Origin of the sequence: Pseudoalteromonas sp. A25, from assembly GCF_009176705.1 — a bacterium.
Taxonomy (GTDB): Bacteria; Pseudomonadota; Gammaproteobacteria; order Enterobacterales; family Alteromonadaceae; genus Pseudoalteromonas.
The window spans coordinates 521956-541781 of record NZ_AP021847.1; the positions used below are offsets into that span (position 1 = coordinate 521956).

General features: G+C 41.3%; 16 protein-coding genes. 14 read left to right on the top strand and 2 right to left on the bottom strand.

Features of this window, described 5'->3' with window-relative positions; genetic code table 11:
• Positions 1 to 86 precede the first annotated feature (86 nt).
• Entirely contained in the window at positions 87 to 272 is a 186-nt protein-coding gene (locus tag GDK41_RS18790; RefSeq protein WP_152088007.1) for a hypothetical protein, read from the top strand.
• 39 nt (positions 273 to 311) lie between these two features.
• On the opposite strand, the gene GDK41_RS18795 is transcribed toward GDK41_RS18790, so the two are convergent.
• Complete coding sequence (locus GDK41_RS18795) at positions 312 to 2480, bottom strand: S9 family peptidase (protein ID WP_152088008.1); 2169 nt, start codon at positions 2478 to 2480, stop codon at positions 312 to 314.
• Between the two features lie 143 nt (positions 2481 to 2623).
• Here GDK41_RS18795 and GDK41_RS18800 point away from each other — a divergent pair, with 143 nt between their 5' ends.
• Complete coding sequence (locus GDK41_RS18800; RefSeq protein WP_152088009.1) at positions 2624 to 3112, top strand: nuclear transport factor 2 family protein; 489 nt, start codon at positions 2624 to 2626, stop codon at positions 3110 to 3112.
• Between the two features lie 2 nt (positions 3113 to 3114).
• Here GDK41_RS18800 and GDK41_RS18805 read toward each other — a convergent pair whose 3' ends face one another.
• Complete coding sequence (locus GDK41_RS18805; protein ID WP_152088010.1) at positions 3115 to 3693, bottom strand: MarR family winged helix-turn-helix transcriptional regulator; 579 nt, start codon at positions 3691 to 3693, stop codon at positions 3115 to 3117.
• Positions 3694 to 3802: 109 nt separating this feature from the next.
• Here GDK41_RS18805 and GDK41_RS18810 point away from each other — a divergent pair, with 109 nt between their 5' ends.
• The 12 genes from GDK41_RS18810 (at position 3803) to GDK41_RS18865 (ending at position 19729) form a co-directional block, all read left to right on the top strand.
• Entirely contained in the window at positions 3803 to 4402 is a 600-nt protein-coding gene (locus GDK41_RS18810) for a carboxymuconolactone decarboxylase family protein (RefSeq protein WP_152088011.1), read from the top strand.
• Between the two features lie 614 nt (positions 4403 to 5016).
• On the top strand, positions 5017 to 7431 hold the full coding sequence (locus GDK41_RS18815; RefSeq protein WP_152088012.1) for a TonB-dependent receptor: 2415 nt from the start codon (positions 5017 to 5019) through the stop codon (positions 7429 to 7431).
• Between the two features lie 71 nt (positions 7432 to 7502).
• Positions 7503 to 9074, top strand: a complete 1572-nt coding sequence (locus tag GDK41_RS18820) for a tetratricopeptide repeat-containing sulfotransferase family protein (protein WP_152088013.1) — start codon at positions 7503 to 7505, stop codon at positions 9072 to 9074.
• 39 nt (positions 9075 to 9113) lie between these two features.
• The gene (locus GDK41_RS18825; RefSeq protein WP_152088014.1) at positions 9114 to 10151 is read left to right on the top strand and encodes a helix-turn-helix domain-containing protein; all 1038 of its coding nucleotides are present in this window, start codon (positions 9114 to 9116) and stop codon (positions 10149 to 10151) included.
• 91 nt (positions 10152 to 10242) lie between these two features.
• The gene (locus GDK41_RS18830; RefSeq protein WP_152088015.1) at positions 10243 to 11625 is read left to right on the top strand and encodes an amidohydrolase family protein; all 1383 of its coding nucleotides are present in this window, start codon (positions 10243 to 10245) and stop codon (positions 11623 to 11625) included.
• A gap of 451 nt (positions 11626 to 12076) precedes the next feature.
• On the top strand, positions 12077 to 12493 hold the full coding sequence (locus GDK41_RS18835) for a BLUF domain-containing protein (protein ID WP_172971683.1): 417 nt from the start codon (positions 12077 to 12079) through the stop codon (positions 12491 to 12493).
• Positions 12494 to 12855: 362 nt separating this feature from the next.
• Positions 12856 to 13431 carry a transcriptional regulator BetI gene (betI, locus tag GDK41_RS18840; protein ID WP_172971694.1) on the top strand — a complete coding sequence of 192 codons (576 nt, stop codon included), beginning with the start codon at positions 12856 to 12858 and terminating at the stop codon, positions 13429 to 13431.
• Positions 13421 to 14911 (top strand): betaine-aldehyde dehydrogenase, encoded by a 1491-nt coding sequence (gene betB, locus GDK41_RS18845; protein WP_152088018.1) that lies wholly within the window; start codon positions 13421 to 13423, stop codon positions 14909 to 14911. The genes betI and betB overlap by 11 nt, the downstream gene beginning before the upstream one ends.
• Positions 14912 to 14922: 11 nt before the next feature.
• A complete protein-coding gene (betA, locus tag GDK41_RS18850) occupies positions 14923 to 16590 on the top strand; it encodes a choline dehydrogenase (protein ID WP_152088019.1) in 1668 nt (555 codons plus the stop codon).
• A gap of 174 nt (positions 16591 to 16764) precedes the next feature.
• Positions 16765 to 17982 carry a BCCT family transporter gene (locus GDK41_RS18855; protein ID WP_152088020.1) on the top strand — a complete coding sequence of 406 codons (1218 nt, stop codon included), beginning with the start codon at positions 16765 to 16767 and terminating at the stop codon, positions 17980 to 17982.
• Positions 17983 to 17995: 13 nt separating this feature from the next.
• Positions 17996 to 18694: a TorF family putative porin gene (locus tag GDK41_RS18860; protein ID WP_152088021.1), complete on the top strand. Its 699-nt coding sequence runs from the start codon at positions 17996 to 17998 to the stop codon at positions 18692 to 18694.
• 558 nt (positions 18695 to 19252) lie between these two features.
• A complete protein-coding gene (locus GDK41_RS18865; RefSeq protein ID WP_152088022.1) occupies positions 19253 to 19729 on the top strand; it encodes a helix-turn-helix domain-containing protein in 477 nt (158 codons plus the stop codon).
• Positions 19730 to 19826 lie beyond the last annotated feature (97 nt).

Consider the following 19826-nt stretch of genomic DNA (forward strand, 5'->3'; position numbering starts at 1 on the left):
GGACCATACAAACTTCCCTCGCACTCTTTACGCCGACTCGATATAATTGCGCATAAGCTAGTAAAGGTGTAAGCACTCTTTCGTACATGAAAAACAAAAAAGTTAACCCACTGGTATCTAAATTTACAATAGCATTCTTGCTACTTGCAGCCTTGTGGATGTTTGTAACCGATAAAGAAATGCTTATCCTTGGTAACTCACTCATACTTGTATATATCGTGACGGCACTTGCCTCTCGCATGTTAAAAAAACAAAAGCCCAAGAAAAAGTAAGTAAAAAGCCCAGCATGGTTGGCTGGGCTGTTTATATGTTTATAGTCTTCCGTTCGCTAACTCTATGAAAAATGAATAGTTTAGCGCAGTATCTTTAATGCTCTTAAAACGACCCGACGCACCGCCATGTCCCGCTTCCATATCAACTTTAAATAGCAATTTATTGTTATCCGTTTTAAGTTCTCTTAATTTTGCAACCCACTTTGCGGGTTCAAAATATTGCACTTGAGAGTCATGCAACCCTGTGGTTACTAACATATTTGGATAAGCTTGCTTTGATACTTGATCATACGGTGAGTACGAGCGCATGTAATCAAAATATGTTTTTTCATTAGGGTTTCCCCACTCATCGTATTCATTGGTTGTCAGAGGCAAAGACTCATCTAACATCGTATTGATAACATCAACAAAGGGCACTGCCGCATGCACACCATGGTATAGCTCAGGCGCTTGATTAATAACCGCTCCCATTAACAACCCACCAGCACTACCACCTTGCGCATAAACACGATTTTTATCACCATATCCTTGCGCAACTAATGCTTTGGTCACGTCAACAAAATCATTAAACGTGTTAATTTTATTCAACTTTTTACCGTCTTCGTACCATGGGCGGCCCAGCATTTGCGAGCCACGGATATGTGCAATTGCATACACAAAGCCTCTGTCTAGCAAACTTAAACGGCTGATAGAGAAGCCAGGATCGATGGTATATCCATATGAGCCATACCCATATTGCAATAATGGATTAGTGCCATCTTTTTTGAACAGTGACTTTTTGTAAACAATCGACACTGGTACTTTTGCGCCATCTCGTGCAGTCACAAAAATTCGCTCCGACAAATAGTCGTTAGAGTCAAATTCGCCCAGCACTTGGTCTTGCTTTAATGTCACTTTAGCGTGGTCATTTAAATCGACTTCAAAAATCGTTTTTGGCGTTGTCATACTTGCATACTGTACGCGTACACGACCTCTGCTAAGTGTGTTATTGCCAATCATTGATACGTTGTATGCAGGGTCATTAAACTTAATTTGGTGCTCTTTGTTATTGCTTAACTCACGAATGGTAATTTTTGATTGGCCTTGCTCACGACTTTGATAGACCAGATGATTATCAAACAAATTAATATCTTCCAATTTAACATTTGGCTGATGCTCTATTACCGTTTGCCAATTCGCTTTGTTTGCGGCCGCGTCGACTTTCACTTTCATTAATTTAAAGTTTACCGCATTTAGATTGGTTAAAATGTAATACCAATCACCGTGCTTAGACACAAAGTATTCTAAACCTTTTTCTCTATTAATTAGTCTTTTAGGCTGCGCTTTAACATCATTGGCAGCAAGCACTGATACCCCTTTTGACTCAGTGCTGTAATGGTGGATCAAGATTTGCTCACCATCTTTAGTGCGACTGAGGTATGTATAGTAGGTGTTATCAGCTTCTTCGTAGACCAACTCATCTTGCGCTTGACTGGTCCCGAGTGTGTGGCGAAACACCTGTGTGCCCAACAAAGATACTGGGTCTTTTTTAATATAATAAAGGGTTTGATTATCATTTGCCCAAACGACCCCGTCTTGAACACCTGTTAGCTCATCCTTTAATGTTTCGCCTGTCTCTAAATTTTTGACTCTAACCGTATAGATCCGACGACTCAGGGTATCTTCGGTATATGCCAATAGCTTTGCATTGGGGCTAACTTCAATATCACCTAACGCATAAAATTCGTGAGCTTTTGCCAATTCATTGATATTTAAAAGTAATTCAGGATTAGAACCATCCACCTTTAAACTACGGTAAATTGATGCATACTCTTGATCGCCTTGCGTTTCTCTGAAATAAAAATAACGCCCTTTTTGAACCGGAACAGAGCGATTGTCTTTAACAATTTTTGCTTTGATCTCAGAAAAAAGTTGTGACTGTAAATCTTCACTAGATGCAAGCATGGCATTTGTGTAGTTGTTTTCTTTTTCTAAATGTGAAATCACTCGCTCACTCGAACGCGTGTCATCACGCAACCAATGATAGTTATCAATTAATTCATAGCCGTGAATATTAGTTTTGTGAGGTATTTTAGCCGCCAGAGGAGCTGCTATAGATTGCGCGCTCGCACTGCTCGTTTGCGTCTGCGTTTCAATAGAGGTTGACTGGCATCCTGTTGCCAAAATTACACAAGTCAGCGCAAGCTGACAAATAGCCGATTGTTTCATCCTAATTGTTCCTTGTTTACAATATATTGCTGGTCCTATTTGGTATTTTTCCCATAACAATATGACCATAAAGGACAAATATAATTGAATTATTACTGTAGGAACAGTAATCTCGGTAAACAAAAGTTAACAGGTGTTAAACAATGAGCAAAAAACGACTTGCGTTCTTAATATTGCCCCTTCTTCTAATACTGAGTGGCTGCCAATCAGCAAACTCCCTTCATTCATCGCATGTATCGCTATGTCAAAAGACCATCATTGATTATGTGCAACTTCGTGACAAAGGCCCAATAGAAGACTATCAAGCCCTGTTTACCCAAAACGCGACTTTCAACATTCCTAAGTTAAACATTGCGCTCACCTCTAGTGCACAAATCGCACAAAGAGCAGCACAGGCAATAAAAAACAAAAAGACCATTCATATGATCACCAGCACAGATATCCAAGCCAGTGGTCAAAGCGCTCTCTCTAGCACAGCTCACTTTATCTTATACATGAGTGATAAAAATGACCTCAGTGCAGCAACCAAAATATTTAACGGACGCTACATAGACTCGCTCATCATTGACAAAGGTCGTTGCCTTATTGCAAATAGAAACGTGCTTATCGATAGAGTCGACACCTTGCATTAAAGTTATTTTGACGATCGTTTATGCCATCTGATGAGCTCTTTCTGATCGCGAGTGATCGTATGCCCTTGAGATTCAAGCTGCTGGGCGCTTCGTGCCAAAGCGGCTTCGGCTTTGAGTTCAATTTTTTCCAGCAAAGACAGCAGCAAAGCTTTTTCTTTATCTGTAATGCCTTGCAAAACGTCCGCCTCTCGCGCTTGCATGTGTTCAATCACTTTAAGATACAAAGGAGCGCCTTTTTCACTCAGCTTAACAAACTTGCTGCGTTGCTTTTCATGGTCATTATCAGCACTAATAAGCTCTCGTTTCATCAGTGTGTTAATCGCACGATTCACTGAATATGGATCTAAACGAGATTGGTAGGCAATATCCGCCGCATTAATAGGGCCATAAGAGCCGATATTTAAAAGTACTCTTATCTCTCTGGTTTCAAGTCCTGTTAAGTTTTTTATATACGCATCCCTATCAATAGCTAAAAGATTACTCGCAACTGCTATACGATAAGGAACATGGTTATATAAATCATATGGTTGCTCTATATTTTTCGACAATTCAAAAGCCGATTGGCGCGCTTTATTACTCATAATTTCATCCAATAAACCTAAAGCGGTGTGCATTTTTTGTAGACAAGCGCTAAAAAACCGCTTAAATTATGTTGCAAATGCAACATAACAAAACCAATAGGAAGACATTATGGCTTTAGTAACCCCCCTGGCACAAGATGCAAACTCTGAAGTAGCAGAGCTGGCAAAGTTTTTTAACGAAACACTAGGCTTTTGTCCCAACAGTGTACTGACGATGCAGATCCGTCCTCATATTGCCAAGGCTTTCATTAATTTAAATAAAGCAGTAATGGAAAACCATGGCAAAGTGACCAGCGAATTAAAACGTCTAATTGGTTACATTACCAGCGCTAATACTGGCTGTAGATACTGTGAAGCACATACCATTTTGGCTGCTAAACGCTACGGTGGCGAAGATGAGCGTTTACAAAACATTTGGCAATTCCGTGACAGCAAGCTATTTACTGACGCTGAAAAGGCGGCATTTGAATTTGCACTGGCAGCATCAAGTGTGCCAAATGCTGTTGATGCAACAATTGAAGAGCAACTAAAAGCACATTGGGATGATGGAGAAATAGTCGAAATTTTGGGTGTTATTTCATTATTTGGCTATTTAAATCGCTGGAATGACTCTATGGCTACAACACTAGAACCTGGCGCAGTTGATGCAGGCGAAACGTATCTAACACATAATCAATGGCAAGTAGGTAAGCATACAACCAATGCTTAATAACTCCTTGTTCGTCTGCGCGCTACATCATCTGTGGAGCAAGTGATAAATAACACGCTCACAAAGAGTCGCGATCAGATATAAAATAGAGCTTTCTGGGAGTGCTGCATATGCGTATGATAACTCATACCAATAATAATAAGTGCTCAATACAGCGCAGTTATTACGTTTTGCGCCTCTCAGTAAGCTCACCTCCAACAAAAGCGTTAGACTTTTCTGTAATAACGCAAATCTAGCTCAAGCAATTATATAATACTGGGTTAACATATTTGAAGTTACTTCATAATATAAACTCACTAATACCCTCCCCACTAAACGCTTTGTTAAGTTATTCCTATTAAATAGACGCTAAAAATTAAAAACTATGCAAATTTGATGAATATTAATTAATTTTGTGAAAATTTTATTCACTTTGCGAAGAAAAAACATTAAAAAATATAAAAATTCATATTTTCCCTATATTTTTAATCAAAGCATGATTAGAATGCATCAAATTTCACTTATGGTGAATATAAATTCAATCGCCATTTTGTGGCAGGCTTGTCGCCTAACATTATTTATGCTTTTCTTTGTGAGCATAAAAGCAACAAAACACCAACGGGGATATAAAAACAATGTTTCAACCAAGCTTACTCTCATTAGCCGTGTCTAGTGCGCTCACAAGTGCCTTGCTAATTCCTACTCTTTCGCAAGCACAAGAGGCGCAAGTTCAACAAGGCAAATCACTTGAGGTTATTCAAGTTACCGCAACAAGGCGCTCAGGCTCAGTACAAGAAGCGCCTTTGAATATTACCGCTCTTGATAGCGACGTGATGAGGGATCAAAACATTGGCGAACTTGCCGATGTTGCACGCTGGGTACCAGGGCTTACAGTTACCGACCAGGGTGGTCGTTCAGGTTCACCTATCATAGTGCGAGGTTTGAATACTAATTCATCAGGACCATCTTCAGATGGTGGTACAGTAGCAACCTACATTGGCGAGATACCTGTGGGTATTGATATGCGCTTAACTGACATTGAACGCGTAGAAGTACTAATTGGCCCACAAGGGACATTATATGGTGCTGGCACACTAGGTGGTGCAATACGCTACATGCTTAAAGCGCCGGAACTAGATTTGACCACGGGTAAAGTGTACGGTGATTTATTTCAAAACAGCGAAAGCGACTCGCTAGGTGGCGAATCGGGCTTTATTTTCAACACTCCACTTATTAATGACCAATTAGCCGTGCGTGCCAGTGTCAATGTATATAAAGACCCTGGTTTTATCGACTACAACTATGTAGTCAAAGAGGCAGGCGTTTCGAAGCCTGATCCTGATTGGAGCAACCAAAGCGACGTAGATCAAAATCTACGTAAAGTTAAAGATAACAATGGCGAAACAACCACTACAGGTCGTATCTCATTACGCTGGGCACCTAACGATTGGCTTGATAGTACAATTAATTATTTCTATCAAAAACAAGAAAGTGAAGGCCGTTCTATTGTGCATCATGGCTCACTAAACCCCAATAACGGGCTCAATGCTAAAATCGGTAAATACGAATCAGCCTACCGCTACGAAGAACCCAGAGACAAAGAAGACTCTTTGCTTAGTTTAGAAGTCAAAGCAGACCTTGGTTTTGCTGAGCTTGTTTCTGCTACTGGTTTTTCAGAGTTTGAAGCCGACGGTCAACGAGATCAAACCGATTTACTTATCCGCCTAGATTATGGCTATGAAGAATTTCCTTCTTTTTCATCCTTCACACGAGAAGTTGAACAAGAAGAAACCTTTACGCAAGAACTGCGTTTAGTATCACAAGGCGATTCTGATTGGAACTGGATAGTCGGTGGCTTTTATAATAAATACAAAAGTGATGGTTCGAGTAAAGAATACACGCCAGGCTTTAGCCAATTTGCCGTAGCAAATTTTGGCGGCGCACAAGTGCGCCCGGATAGCTTAGAGTATTATTCAGCCGATCGCAGTGAAATTACCGAGCAAGCCATTTTTGGTGAAGTTGGATATCAAATAAACGACAAACTGACTATTACCTTAGGAGCACGCTTTTACGAATATAAAGTTAACGCAGATTCGGCCGTGGATTTTCCACTATTAAGCACTGTTTTTGGTGATGCTGGACCCAACGATGTTAACTTAGACTTTAAAAACAGTTACGCCGAAGATGATGGTAGTTTGTTTAAGTTTAACGCCAGTTATCAATTTTCAGATACAGTCATGACCTATGCAACAGTGAGTGAAGGTTTTAGAATTGGTGGCTCAAATGGTCTAGCGCCTTGCCCAGATCCACTGCCGGCAAACCAAGCGGGCTGCGGTAAGCCTAACGAAATGCTTTACAAAGACGACACCACTATTAACTATGAGCTCGGCTTAAAAAGTACTTGGTTAAAAAATAGATTTCACTTTAATGCTGCACTATTTAACGTTGATTGGAAAGATGCACAGGTGGGTGGAGCAACAGAAGTAGGGCAACTTCCATATACTTCAAATGCAGGCTCTGCGAATGCTAAAGGGGTTGAAATTGCGACTAGAGCCATGCTGAGTGACTCTTTCACGGCCTATGCAACCTACGCTTACACCAAGGTTGAATTAACCGAAGATGCACCCTTCTTATTTAACACCGATGGCAGTGACGGCGGCGTTAAAGGAGATAGATTACCAGGTTCACCAGAACATCAGTTTTCTTTAGGTATCAACTATCAAACCGAAGTGTTGGAAGACAAGCTGTTAGACATCAACTATGGCCTAACAGCGCAAAGCGACTTTATATCTAAAGTAGGCTTGCATGATAATGGCGAAACCTTGCCCGGTTATGCGCTGAGTAATATCTCTGCCAAGTTAACGGGCGATCAATGGTCTACCACGCTGTATGTTAATAACTTATTTAATAAGTACGCCTTCACATCGGTTAGACGCAGCAACGCAGATATTACATCAGCCAACGGTCGAGAAATTCAACGTAATTACGGCCACTACTTGAACCGTCCTTTAACTGTGGGTATCAAATTCGATTACCAATTTGAACTGTAAACCACTAGCGGTTAATCTAATAGGCTCAAACAGTGTTTGAGCCTTTTTATTTATATAAGAATCATTAACCTATGACGCTCAATGTTAAACACCTGCATCAGCAAGCCATTAAGGCTTTAAATCAAGGCCAACTACAACAAGCGCATCAGTATCTTGTAGAACTGGTGCAAACCGATCCTCAACATGCCGACGGTTACTTTTTACTCGCCATGGTAAATACCCAAGTCGGACAAATTAAAAAAGCCATAAAGCTCATAGAAAAGGCCTTAGAGTTTTCTCAGTCAATCGAGTATTTTGCGCAACTTGCAAAGTGTTATGCGTTAGATGGTCAGCTAGGTAAAGCTAAAAACACCGCGCTTAATGTCAATGTCTCAACAATAAAATCAGCACTGAGTGCAGACACGATAGCTGTTGCCTTGAGTCATGTAGGCTTACATGAACAGGCGGTTAGCTATTATAAAAAAGCGCTAGAGTTGAACGATGCAAATCCGCAATTTTTTTACAATTATGGTGTCTGCTGCAAATTTTTAGGTGAATTTGAGCACGCAAAGAGTGCATTTGAAAGTGCGATTCAGATACAAGAACATCATCATCAAGCACATTTTGCGCTGTCAGATTTAACCAAAGTAACCGAGCAAGATAATCACATTGAACGCTTAACTAAGGTGTTTAAAAAAGTGCACTCTCCCGATGCCAAACTTCATATAGGACATGCTTTAGCTAAGGAATATCAAGACCTAGCACTATACGATAACGCCTTTAATGCATTACAAAATGCCAAAGCCGAAAAGTTAAAGCACGCACGCTTCGATGAGCACGCCTCAGACAAATTGTTTAGCACGTTAAAATCACTTAGCACTGCTGCCTCTAGCAACAATAGCACTGGTTTTCAAAGCGATGAGCCCATTTTTATACTCGGTATGCCACGTTCAGGCACCACGCTTGTAGAGCGTATTTTGTCTAGCCATAGTGAGGTAATGTCAGCGGGAGAACTACAAGACTTCGGTATTACTACCAAGCGGCTAACACAAACAAATACACCTCATGTGCTTGATGAACAGACCATAACAAACGCCTATACGCTAGATTTTGAGCAGCTTGGCAAGCAATACCTAAATGCAACTCGAGTGGTAACAGGGTCAAAGCCGCACTTTATTGATAAGCTCCCGTTTAATTTCTTTTATGTTGATCTAATCCGCAAAGCCTTGCCCAATGCCAAGATCATTTGCTTACTTCGCAATCCCTTAGATACATGTATTGGTAACTATCGTCAGTTATTTACTATCAATAACCCATATTACCGTTATTCACTCGATCTCATGGATACCGCTAGGTTTTATGCGCGTTTTTATCACCTGATACAACATTGGCAAACAGTGCATAGCAGTCAGTTTAAAATACTTCATTACGAGTCACTGGTCGCGCAGCCACAGTTTCACATTCGCGATTTACTGGCTTATTGTAACTTGCAATGGCAAGAAAGTTGTTTGAACTTTCACTTAAACGCTGCGCCAGTCTCTACCGCAAGCAAAGTGCAAGTAAGACAGCCGCTCAATAATAAATCTATTGGCCGATGGCGCAACTTTGAGTCTCAACTAGCTGAAGTTAAAGCTTATTTAAATGAGAACCAAGTGCCATGCTAAGTTTAGCTGCGCATCGTTACAATCTGCTCAGGAGGTTATATGTTTGAAGCAAGCCTTGTTAACTTGCTCCAAGCAGCCAGCTTTGGTGTTGCATCCCTAAGCATATTAATTTTGGGTGCCTATCGTCGGTATCGAGTTATTTGCGGATTTTTTGCACTGACCTGCGCAATGGCTATTTTCAATTTACTTGAAGAGCTCAATATTACGCGCACAATTCATTTGATCACCCCTGTTTTTGTGATCGGGCTTGGTCCCATGCTGTATCTCGTTGTTAAATCTCTTACCAATAAACTTAATAAATTAGAATACTTACACCTTGCTCCGATGATTTTGGCACTGCCTTTCACACAATTTACCCAGCAAGTGATTTTGGTAGGCACAGTATGGCGCTTCGTATATGCAGGGCTTGCCTTATACCACATCTACCAATTTAACTTACGGCTACAAGATTACCGCTCAGATGCTCAAGAAGTCACGCTACGTTGGCTAGGCTGGCTTATCGTCATAATGTCGCTTAATAATGCCTTAGATTTAGTCCGCCTCAATGTACAACCTTACCTCTCACACGAGATAAATGTGCTTGGCCAAGGTATCGGCACTGCAGTTAATTTACTGCTACTCATGTTACTCACAACAAAACTTAACCGAGAACACGCCGTAATATGCACACTAAGTGAAGTGCCCAAGTCATCGCTAGATGTGAAAAATAACAAAGAGTCAGCTAATTCATACAAAGCTATTTTTGAGCATTTAGATCAGCAAATGAATGAAAATACATGGTATTTACAAAGCCGATTAACTATCTCAGATCTTGCGCGGCTCTGTGACTTGCAAGTGCGTGATATTTCTCGCGCCATCAACCTTAATACTAAACAGAGCTTTAACGACTACATAAATGCCTTTCGCGTTGCACATGTAAAACAGGCAATGTCAAAAAACCCAAGTGAGTCATTACTTACACTCGCGATTAATGCTGGGTTCAATGCTAAGTCTTCATTTAATTATTCATTTAAAAAACAAACAGGTATGACACCAAGCGAGTTCAAAAACAGCCTCAACATAGCGTCAGAATCATGATTTTATACGTCTAAATGCTTGCCTTTAGACGCTTAACTTGGGCCGCGATTACATACTCACTGCCAGTTAAACAAATTGGAGTGACTCTATTATGAACCTAACCCCAAATAAGCTACTTTGGCTCATTGCCACACTATTACTCACTACCTCACTAAATGGTTGCCATTCTCACATTGCGCCACCAAAAAGCAGTGACTTTATTATAACGAATGTAAATATCGTAGACCCTGTTAAAGGGGTCATTCATCAACAACAGAGTATTTTAGTAAAAAACGGAAATATAAGCTTAATAAACAATAAATTGAAAGATAAAGCCAGTTCATTAAAAGTCATTGATGGTCACAATGGCTACATCACACCTGGGCTCATTGATATGCACACACACTTTTATGACCCCAGTGCATTAATGAGCAACTTAGCCCATGGCGTAACACATGTTCGCATTCTTAATGGCGCTCCCGAGCACTTAAAGTGGCGTAATCAAGAACGTTCTGGGTTATTGCTAGGTGCAAGTGTAACAGTAAGCAGCCCCATCTTAACAGGCACTAATAACGGCCCGCTCGCCGAGTATATAAATGATGCAAAAGATGCTCGTCAATCTGTTATCGACGCGAAAAATGCAGGGTATGACTTAATTAAGGCATATGGCAGCCTGAATGAAGAAGCCCTTTCATCGCTTATCAACACGGCTAAGGAGCTTGGGATACCTGTGGCAAAACACGGTCCAAATCTCTCTGGCAACATGTCTTGGCAAGATTTAGCTGGGTTACAGTCATTGGAGCACACCGAGGAAATACTGCAAAGTGCACTGGGTCACCAGTTTAACCAAGAAAAATTAACTTCAGTACTGCTACAACTGAAACAACTCAATGTACCTATCACCCCAACTTTAAACATTTTTTGGCAACTAACTCGAATTAGTGAAGACAAAGAAGCTTTTTTAAACACCTTACCAAAGCATTACATTTCGCCAATACTGGCTTATGCCGAAGAGAAAGACCAAATAAAAAGGTGGGTAAATGCTTCTGCAAAAATGGCGAGATATAACCGTAAAACGCTAAATCAACTTATCGATATAACAAAACAAATGCATAGCCATGGCATTGAGATACTAGTGGGCTCAGACGCGGGAGTTTTATGGTCGCCACACGGTTTGGCAACGCACCAAGAAATGGCGTTACTAGCGCAAGCAGGGCTAACGAACTTTGAGGTTTTAAAAGCTGCAACCTACTCACCGGCCAAAGCAATGAAATTGGAGCATCAAACAGGCCAAATAAAGGAGGGGTTATCGGCCGATTTCATCTACACAAAACGTAACCCCATTGACGATTTATCAGTACTTAAGCATCCCGATGCGATCAGTAAACGTGGCATATGGTTAACACAAGCTCAACTTACGGATTTACAGGCACAAGCTATTGAAAATCGCAGTTTAGCGTCAGAGCTATGGATACTATTAACAAAGCAATTTTAATTACTGCTTCCATTTTAATGGTGAGGTTTGACATATTTTCAGTAAGTTTTGTCAAACCTATGTTTAGTAACGAAGTCGTTGCGTCTTCTTTGAAAGTCATAAGCTTATTTTTAGGGAGCTACAAAATAGGCTTTGACCTTCAGTGGCAATGCATGATGTGCAAATACTGCTATATGGTGACTAGTTACAGATTGAAAGCACTGATGTCGCACAGTGCAATACACCACTTTTTAGGGTGCATCATCAGCACGATTCCCTTTAAAAACAAAAAACTACGCGCAACCTCTATAATTAAGAAGCTTGCGCCTTGCCAGTACTCGCAATCATGGAGACTTCGTACTATTGTTAAATGAATGGTACTTATATTTTAACCAAAAGGTGTATTTTCTCGATCTAAAGGTCTAAGAAAATGAGAGTATCTGCCTCAGCATTTGGTTCAGGAGTTATTAAGATGATCCATTTAATCTATATCAGTTCAGCTACTCGCTGGCTAACCGATGAAGAGCTTACACAATTGCTTAGTCAAGCAAGAGTTAATAACGATAAAAAAAATATTACTGGAATGCTCCTTTATGACAACGCTACCTTTATTCAAGTGCTTGAAGGCGATGAAAAAGATGTACATGAGGTATATCATAAAATAGCGCAAGATCCTCGCAACACGGGGCTTGTCAAATTAGTAGAAAAAACCATTGAGACAAGAGACTTTCCGGATTGGAGCATGGGCTTCAAAAATTTACAGTCGTGCTTATCTCATCCAATTCCAGGTTTTGTCGATATATTCAATGGTAAGTTAAATAAAGAAATAGCCAAAAGAAACCATGTGTCGGTAGAGAGGCTAATGAAAAGTTTTGCAGTCAATATCTAGCTTAACCTTGCAGTAGGTTTGTTGTATTTTTCCATACCTAAAAACAAGTATAGTTATGGATATCTTACTCCCCTCCACATAAAGCACGCTCGATAAGTTTAAAATCTACCACCCAACAATTTCCGCCATGCCCTTTATTTGTACAAAACATGCTTAAAAGCCAAGCAGCCTCACCACCTGAACAAAAAATATTCTAACCATAGCGTAGAGCAAATAAAACAAATAAAATCATATGTTTGAATAAAAGAAACTTGCCTTTTGAACGCCAGAAATGGAAATGTCAACATTGAATTCCTTTGTGTAACCCTTTAACCTTTATTTTTATTGAACGTTCAATTAATAAAAATATGCCAAAAGTCGGAATGGAACCTGTTCGCCGCGAGCAGCTAATAAAAGCAACCATAGAATCGGTTGCTGAGCTGGGCTTACAAGGTACAACTATTAACAGTATTAGCAAAAAAGCAGGGTTATCTTCTGGGATAATCAGTCATTATTTTGGTGGTAAACAAGGTTTAATTGAAGCCACAGTGCGTTACTTATTGTCGAGCCTTAAAGTGGAGCTAATGGCAAAAGTAAATAGCGAGACACCACCAGAACAAAGGCTGATGTACATCGTTGAAGCCAACTTTGCTTTAGTGCAACAGCGAAAAGATACCACGCGAACATGGCTAAGCTTTTGGGCGCAATCAATGCACGACCCAGAATTACACCGACTTCAGAACGTTAACAGTAAACGCTTATACAGCAATCTGGCGAGCTCGTTTCGACAATTAATGAGTACTGAAAACTCGAAGCGCGCCGCACAGCTCAGCGCAGCAATGATTGATGGCTTATGGCTTCGTGCCGTGCTAAGTCAATCAGATAAAGACCAATTTAAACACAGTGAACAACTTGCAAAAGACTATGTTCACTCATTGATCAGTCAGTATGGAGCCTAATATGACAACCATGACGTACAACGTCCCCGTCTACCAAAACTTTATTCACGGCCAATACATGGCCAACCAAACTGGTGAGAGTTTTGAGGTAAAGAACCCAGCGACTGATGAAGTGATCTATCGCATAGAAGTGGCTGACGAATCAATACAAACAGCAGCTATTGAAAGTGCCAAACAAGGTTTTGCCATTTGGTCTGCCATGACACCGATTGAACGCAGCCGCATTTTATTAAAAGCGGTTGAGCTGCTGCGCGCTCGTAATGATGAACTAGCGAAAGTAGAAGTGCTAGACACAGGCAAACCATGGCAAGAGGCTGAGTGTGTAGATGTACAAACAGGTGCCGATGTTATTGAGTACTTTGCAGGCCTAGCACCCGCTCAGGTTGGTCAACAGCAAATGGTTGGCAACGATTTTTACTACACTCGCAAAGAGCCACTGGGCATTTGCGCTGGTATTGGCGCTTGGAACTACCCATTACAAATTGCTTGCTGGAAATCAGGCCCAGCTTTAGCCGCGGGTAACGTATTGTTGTTTAAACCGTCTGAAGAAACCCCGCTTGGCGCATTAAAACTGGCGGAAATTTTTGTTGAAGCAGGAGTACCAGCTGGCGTATTTAATGTAGTGCAAGGTGCCGCAGAAGTGGGTCAATGGCTAACAGGTCACCCAGAGATTGAAAAAGTGTCATTTACCGGCGAAGTTGGCACGGGCAAAAAAGTCATGAGTAGTGCAGCTAGCACACTTAAAGACGTCACGATGGAATTGGGTGGCAAATCCCCTCTTATTGTATTTGATGATGCTGATATCACACAAGCCATCAGTGCAGCGATGCTTGGCAACTTTTATACGCAAGGTGAAATTTGTACCAACTGTACACGCGTTTATGTACATCGTAGCGTTTATGAGCAGTTTATCAGCGAGCTTAAAACACGCACCGAGCAAAATATCATTGCGGGCGACCCGATGAACCCAGAGGTGAATCTAGGGGCACTTATTTCAAAGCCGCATCAGCAACTCGTCATGGACTATATCAACAAAGGTATCGCTGAGGGCGCGAAATTACTCACAGGTGGTAAAGCACTAAACCCAGAATCAGCACCGAATGGCTACTTTGTTGCACCAACCGTTTTTGTTGAGTGTACTGATGAGATGACCATTGTTAAAGAAGAGATATTTGGCCCGGTAATGAGTGTTCTGGTGTTTGACGATGAGCATGAAGTAATTGAGCGCGCAAACAACACGCACCTTGGTTTAGCCGCTGGCGTATTCACCAAAGACATTCAACGTGCGCACCGCGTTATTCATCAAATTCAAGCGGGGATCTGTTGGATCAATGCGTATGGTAACTCACCTGCTGAGATGCCCGTTGGTGGCTATAAACACTCTGGTATCGGCAGAGAAAACGGCATAGAAACGCTAGATCAATACACTCAAACCAAATCGGTTTATGTAGGTATGAATAAAATCGACAGCCCATTTTAATTGGAGAAACCATGACTCAGAAATATGATTACATCATAGTTGGTGCTGGCTCCGCGGGATGTGTACTCGCTAATCGACTGACCGAAAATGGCCAACACAAAGTGTTGCTACTAGAAACGGGCGGTAGTGATAAAAGCATTTTTATCCAAATGCCAACCGCTTTGTCTATCCCTATGAATACGGACAAATACGCATGGCAGTTCCACACTGAACCTGAGCCGTATTTGGATAACAGAAAAATGCACTGCCCGCGCGGCAAGGTGCTCGGCGGTTCGTCTTCTATCAACGGTATGGTATACGTACGTGGTCATGCTAAAGACTTTGATGAGTGGCAACAGCACGGTGCACAAGGCTGGGACTATCAGTCATGCTTGCCCTATTTTAAAAAAGCTGAGTCTTGGTACTTAGGTGAAAACAGCCATCGAGGTTCACAAGGCCCATTAGGGGTCAATAACGGCAATGAGATGGAAAATCCGCTTTACCGTGCCTTTATTGAAGCAGGCCAGCAGGCGGGTTATGCCAAAACCAACGACTATAACGCAGCACAGCAAGAAGGCTTTGGCCCGATGCATATGACCGTAAAAAACGGTCGCCGCTGTTCAGCCAGCCGCGCCTATCTCGACCCTATTAAACGTCGCAGCAATTTAACCATTATTACTGGCGCACAAGCTCAAAAAGTACTGCTTAAAAACAAGCAAGCGCAAGGAGTCGAGTTTAAAGTTAAAGGCAAAGTGCAAACGGCTCTTGCAAAGCGCGAAGTGATCTTAAGTGCCGGCCCTATTGGCTCACCGCACTTACTGCAGCTTTCAGGCATTGGTGATAAAGCGATACTGGAAAAAGCGGGCGTTGATGTACAACACCACTTACCAGGTGTTGGGCAAAACTTACAAGACCACTTAGAGTTTTACTTTCAATACAAGTGCAAGCAACCCATTACCCTCAACGGTAAGCTGGGGCTTATTTCTAAAGGTTTGATTGGTGCACGTTGGATCTTAAATAAAGATGGGCTTGGTGCAACAAACCATTTTGAATCTTGCGCCTTTATTCGTTCAAAACCTGGGGTTGAGTGGCCTGATATTCAATACCACTTCTTGCCAGCGGCCATTCGTTACGATGGTAAGAGTGCCTTTGATGGTCATGGTTTCCAAGTACACGTGGGGCATAACAAGCCTAAGAGCCGTGGTGCAGTCACTATTGCATCTAACAACCCAGACAACGCGCCAAAAATTCAATTTAATTACCTTCAGCACCCTGAGGATATTGAAGGATTTAGAGCATGTGTACGTCTAACTCGCGAAATCATCGAGCAAAGAGCCTTTGACGATTATCGCGACGATGAAATTCAACCAGGTAAAGATATACAAACCGATGAACAAATTGACGAGTTTGTGCGCCAAGCGGTTGAAAGTGCCTATCACCCTTCTTGCTCATGTAAAATGGGTGAGGATGAAATGGCCGTGGTTGACTCTCAAACCAAGGTCCACGGTATCAATAGCTTACGTGTGGTTGACTCATCTATATTCCCAACCATACCTAATGGCAACTTAAACGCCCCAACTATTATGGTTGCTGAAAAAGCCGCAGACCATATTTTGGGAAAAAAACTACTTAACAACCTAGATGTACCCGTCGCCATGGAATCACAGTGGCAACAAGTGCAACGTCGTTCGGAGATCTAAATTTGCCACTCGCTCAGGCAGCTATACCTGAGCGGGGCTCGCAGTGGCGTGCGGGATAAATTGGTTATCCCAGGAGTTTAGGGCTTTGCTCTGCTCTCTCAGCATTAATGCGAGATAAAATAAAAAACAACGGAGAAATAATGAGTTACTTTTACTTATTTTGGGAGGGTGACAATGACCTTATGGCTTAGTGCTGGTATCATTTTCACCCTATTAGCAATTGCTTTAATTATATTTAAATGGGGTAATTTACAGTGTGTGGGCGTCACACCAGTTAAGACATTTACGTTTATCGCCATATTGTTCACGTCAGGCTTAGATGTCGGACTGATCATGTTTCCTCTTACTGAGTTTGCGGGTTACGCAGACATAAAAGCAAGCCCAGAGTACGCGTTTGCAAATCCTTTAGCCATTGAATTTGGTTTTTGGGGCTTTTTGATCTGGGGATTTTATTTCCTTACCTGCTTTTATTTCTGCGTAATAGAACCCAAAGTGAAATTTTTTGAAATTCCTTGGGTGAAATTAGTCAATAATGTGATCATTATTGGCACCTGTGCTTTTACAGCCTATTTATTACTATCCAACTTACCATGGTATTTACCCGAGGTAGGCGATGGTAGCTCTATTATTCCAACCTTTTATTTGGTAGTGCTGGCGGCCATTTGCTTTGCGGTGTACTCAAGTACAAGTTTAAAGTATGTACGCTTTTTAAGTATCTCTACCACTTGGTTGTTTATCGGCTTAATTGCCTTTATGTGGGGCTCTGCCTTTATCTTTGGCGATAGCGGCATGCAAAGCTTTGCCAATAAGTTTGCGTTACTGGGCGATTATTTTGTCAACATTGACCAATTTGTATTGCCACTAAATGATTACCACGAGTTCTATCTATTTTGGTGGTTCGCATGGAGTATCATGATTGGCCAATTTACTTCTCGTTTTGTAGGTGGACTTAAGACTTATCAAGTACTTGCTGCTATGTTGGTATTTCCTTCTATCCCAATCGCAGTATGGTTTAGCGTGCTCTATCACTACCATGAAGCGGGGATTTCAACCGCAGGAATTAAAAACTTTGCCATGGTATTTGTGGGCGTCGTGTTTGTGATCAACTCACTTGACTCGCTTATTCGCCTATACACAGACAACTTAAATTTAACAGTAAAACGCTTAGGTAAGCGTAACTACATGTTATTTAATATAGTTGCGCTATCATTATTAACCTTATTGTTCAAACTTGAGTTTTTACAAATTCAATGGGTCGGCGCACTGGTCATCGGATTGTTTTTCTCCTGCGTTACCTACATAGGTTACAACAAGTTTAAAACAGTGAGCCAAATAGATAGCTCACCTAAAGACAACAAAATTGATTACAGCAAAATTGAAACTGCTAGCTAAGGATTACAACATAATGACAACATCAAAAACTCTACTATTAGGCGCATTAGCACTCGCTTCAACCCAAGCTTTGGCGAACCTATCTACAACTATTACCGCTGCGTCAGACTACACATTTAATGGTGTAAGCCAGACCAAAAACGACCCAGCATTGCAAGGCAGCCTCGATTACGCTCTTAACAATGGTGTATATGTTGGCTCTTGGGCATCAAACGTCGATTTCGCTGACAACACAGATCTAGAGTGGGACTTTTACGTTGGTAAATACACAACGCTTAATGAAAGCTGGAGCGTTGACTATGGTATTGCCTATTACAGCTATCATGGTGGCGACAACTCAAGCAATGGTAACTACCCAGAAGTTTATTCAAAATTTGGCTTTGCTAATTCACTTGGTCAAACTGAATTTAACTTCTGGTACAGCTGGGACTATTTTGGCACAGGCGCGGATCATACCGTTGCTATGGTTGCACACAGTGTTGAAGTAGCGCCAGGGCACACATTGCGTGCCAGCTTTGATGTATCTAACTCTCTTGATGGCAATAAATATATGTGGGATGCGGGCGATAAGTCGTACACACATTACCGCCTAGCCTATCAAACCAGCTACGCAGGCTTTGACGTTGAAGTAGCGGCAGAGAACACCAGCCTAGATTATGATACGGCTGACGAGCGTGTTGTGCTTAGCGTCTCTCGCACATTTAATTTGTAAGATACAAGTCTCCTACTACTTGTAAACAAGGCCAAGCGAAAGCTTGGCTTTTTTATGGGTAAGTATCTGCAGATTTGAAGGCATTTCATCATAACTAAAAATATTACAAATACTCAGCCTATTAATACCAATTGCATTAAATTGGTGATCAGATATTGCGACAGATAAATGGCTTAGTAACAAGGCAAATATTTCGCTATGTAGTTATTCTACATGAGAAATATTTAACGCAGTTAATGAGTTATTTAGCTCGCTAGAATGATCAATGGATTAATAAAATTGGTATAATATCGCTCTACAATCTTACTGCGTTTTGCTTAGACTACCTAAATAGACAGTCAATGAATAAAGACAAACAAAAGCATACGCTTGTCTATCGCTGGGCTATCGGCCACACTAATAAACTGCAAGCTATAAACTTTAACATATTAATGAGCACAAAATTTCTATAACCTATTGAAATATATACTTTGTCATATCGGTTACGTACCAGTGACGTAAAGAATAGTCGAGTTTTTCGTTAAGCTCTCCTTATCAATACAGCAAAGGACTAACAAAGTGATTACTAGAAAATTAAGGTTGCAAAGAGGCTGGTCTCAAGACCAACTGGCACAGTTAAGTGGCTTGAGCCTTAGAACAATCCAGCGCATTGAGCGCGGTCATACACCAAGCTTAGAGTCACTCAAGTCTTTAGCTGCTGTTTTTGAAACCACAGTCGCAGACCTTCAACAGGAGCTTAAAATGAAACCACACAACTCAGATATCAGTTTAACCGAACAAGAGCAAACAGTGATTGAACATGTTAAAGCCATTAGAGACTTTTACTCACACGCTTTAACCTATGCCATTATCATTGTTTTCTTATTTATTCTTAACTACATAACTAACCCTGGTTATATTTGGGCTTGGTGGGCCGCACTTGGCTGGGGAATAGGTCTTGCCTCGCACGGGTTAAGTATTTTTGAGGTTTTTGACTTTTTTGGCCCCCGCTGGGAGAAAAAGCAAATTGAAAAACGCCTAGGTCGAAAACTCTAGTAGTGCAAACACTTCCTAAAATGCCTAGCAGGGGGAGCTAAGCTCCCCCAATTTAAAAGTACTTTTCCCAATGCAAAACCATTCATATTGCTTCTGT

Coding starts and splice junctions, on each gene's coding strand:
- GDK41_RS18790 (WP_152088007.1), top strand. CDS start 87: ATGAAAAACAAAAAAGTTAACCCACTGGTATCTAAATTTACAATAGCA.
- GDK41_RS18795 (WP_152088008.1), bottom strand. CDS start 2,480: ATGAAACAATCGGCTATTTGTCAGCTTGCGCTGACTTGTGTAATTTTG.
- GDK41_RS18800 (WP_152088009.1), top strand. CDS start 2,624: ATGAGCAAAAAACGACTTGCGTTCTTAATATTGCCCCTTCTTCTAATA.
- GDK41_RS18805 (WP_152088010.1), bottom strand. CDS start 3,693: ATGAGTAATAAAGCGCGCCAATCGGCTTTTGAATTGTCGAAAAATATA.
- GDK41_RS18810 (WP_152088011.1), top strand. CDS start 3,803: ATGGCTTTAGTAACCCCCCTGGCACAAGATGCAAACTCTGAAGTAGCA.
- GDK41_RS18815 (WP_152088012.1), top strand. CDS start 5,017: ATGTTTCAACCAAGCTTACTCTCATTAGCCGTGTCTAGTGCGCTCACA.
- GDK41_RS18820 (WP_152088013.1), top strand. CDS start 7,503: ATGACGCTCAATGTTAAACACCTGCATCAGCAAGCCATTAAGGCTTTA.
- GDK41_RS18825 (WP_152088014.1), top strand. CDS start 9,114: ATGTTTGAAGCAAGCCTTGTTAACTTGCTCCAAGCAGCCAGCTTTGGT.
- GDK41_RS18830 (WP_152088015.1), top strand. CDS start 10,243: ATGAACCTAACCCCAAATAAGCTACTTTGGCTCATTGCCACACTATTA.
- GDK41_RS18835 (WP_172971683.1), top strand. CDS start 12,077: ATGATCCATTTAATCTATATCAGTTCAGCTACTCGCTGGCTAACCGAT.
- betI (WP_172971694.1), top strand. CDS start 12,856: ATGGAACCTGTTCGCCGCGAGCAGCTAATAAAAGCAACCATAGAATCG.
- betB (WP_152088018.1), top strand. CDS start 13,421: ATGGAGCCTAATATGACAACCATGACGTACAACGTCCCCGTCTACCAA.
- betA (WP_152088019.1), top strand. CDS start 14,923: ATGACTCAGAAATATGATTACATCATAGTTGGTGCTGGCTCCGCGGGA.
- GDK41_RS18855 (WP_152088020.1), top strand. CDS start 16,765: ATGACCTTATGGCTTAGTGCTGGTATCATTTTCACCCTATTAGCAATT.
- GDK41_RS18860 (WP_152088021.1), top strand. CDS start 17,996: ATGACAACATCAAAAACTCTACTATTAGGCGCATTAGCACTCGCTTCA.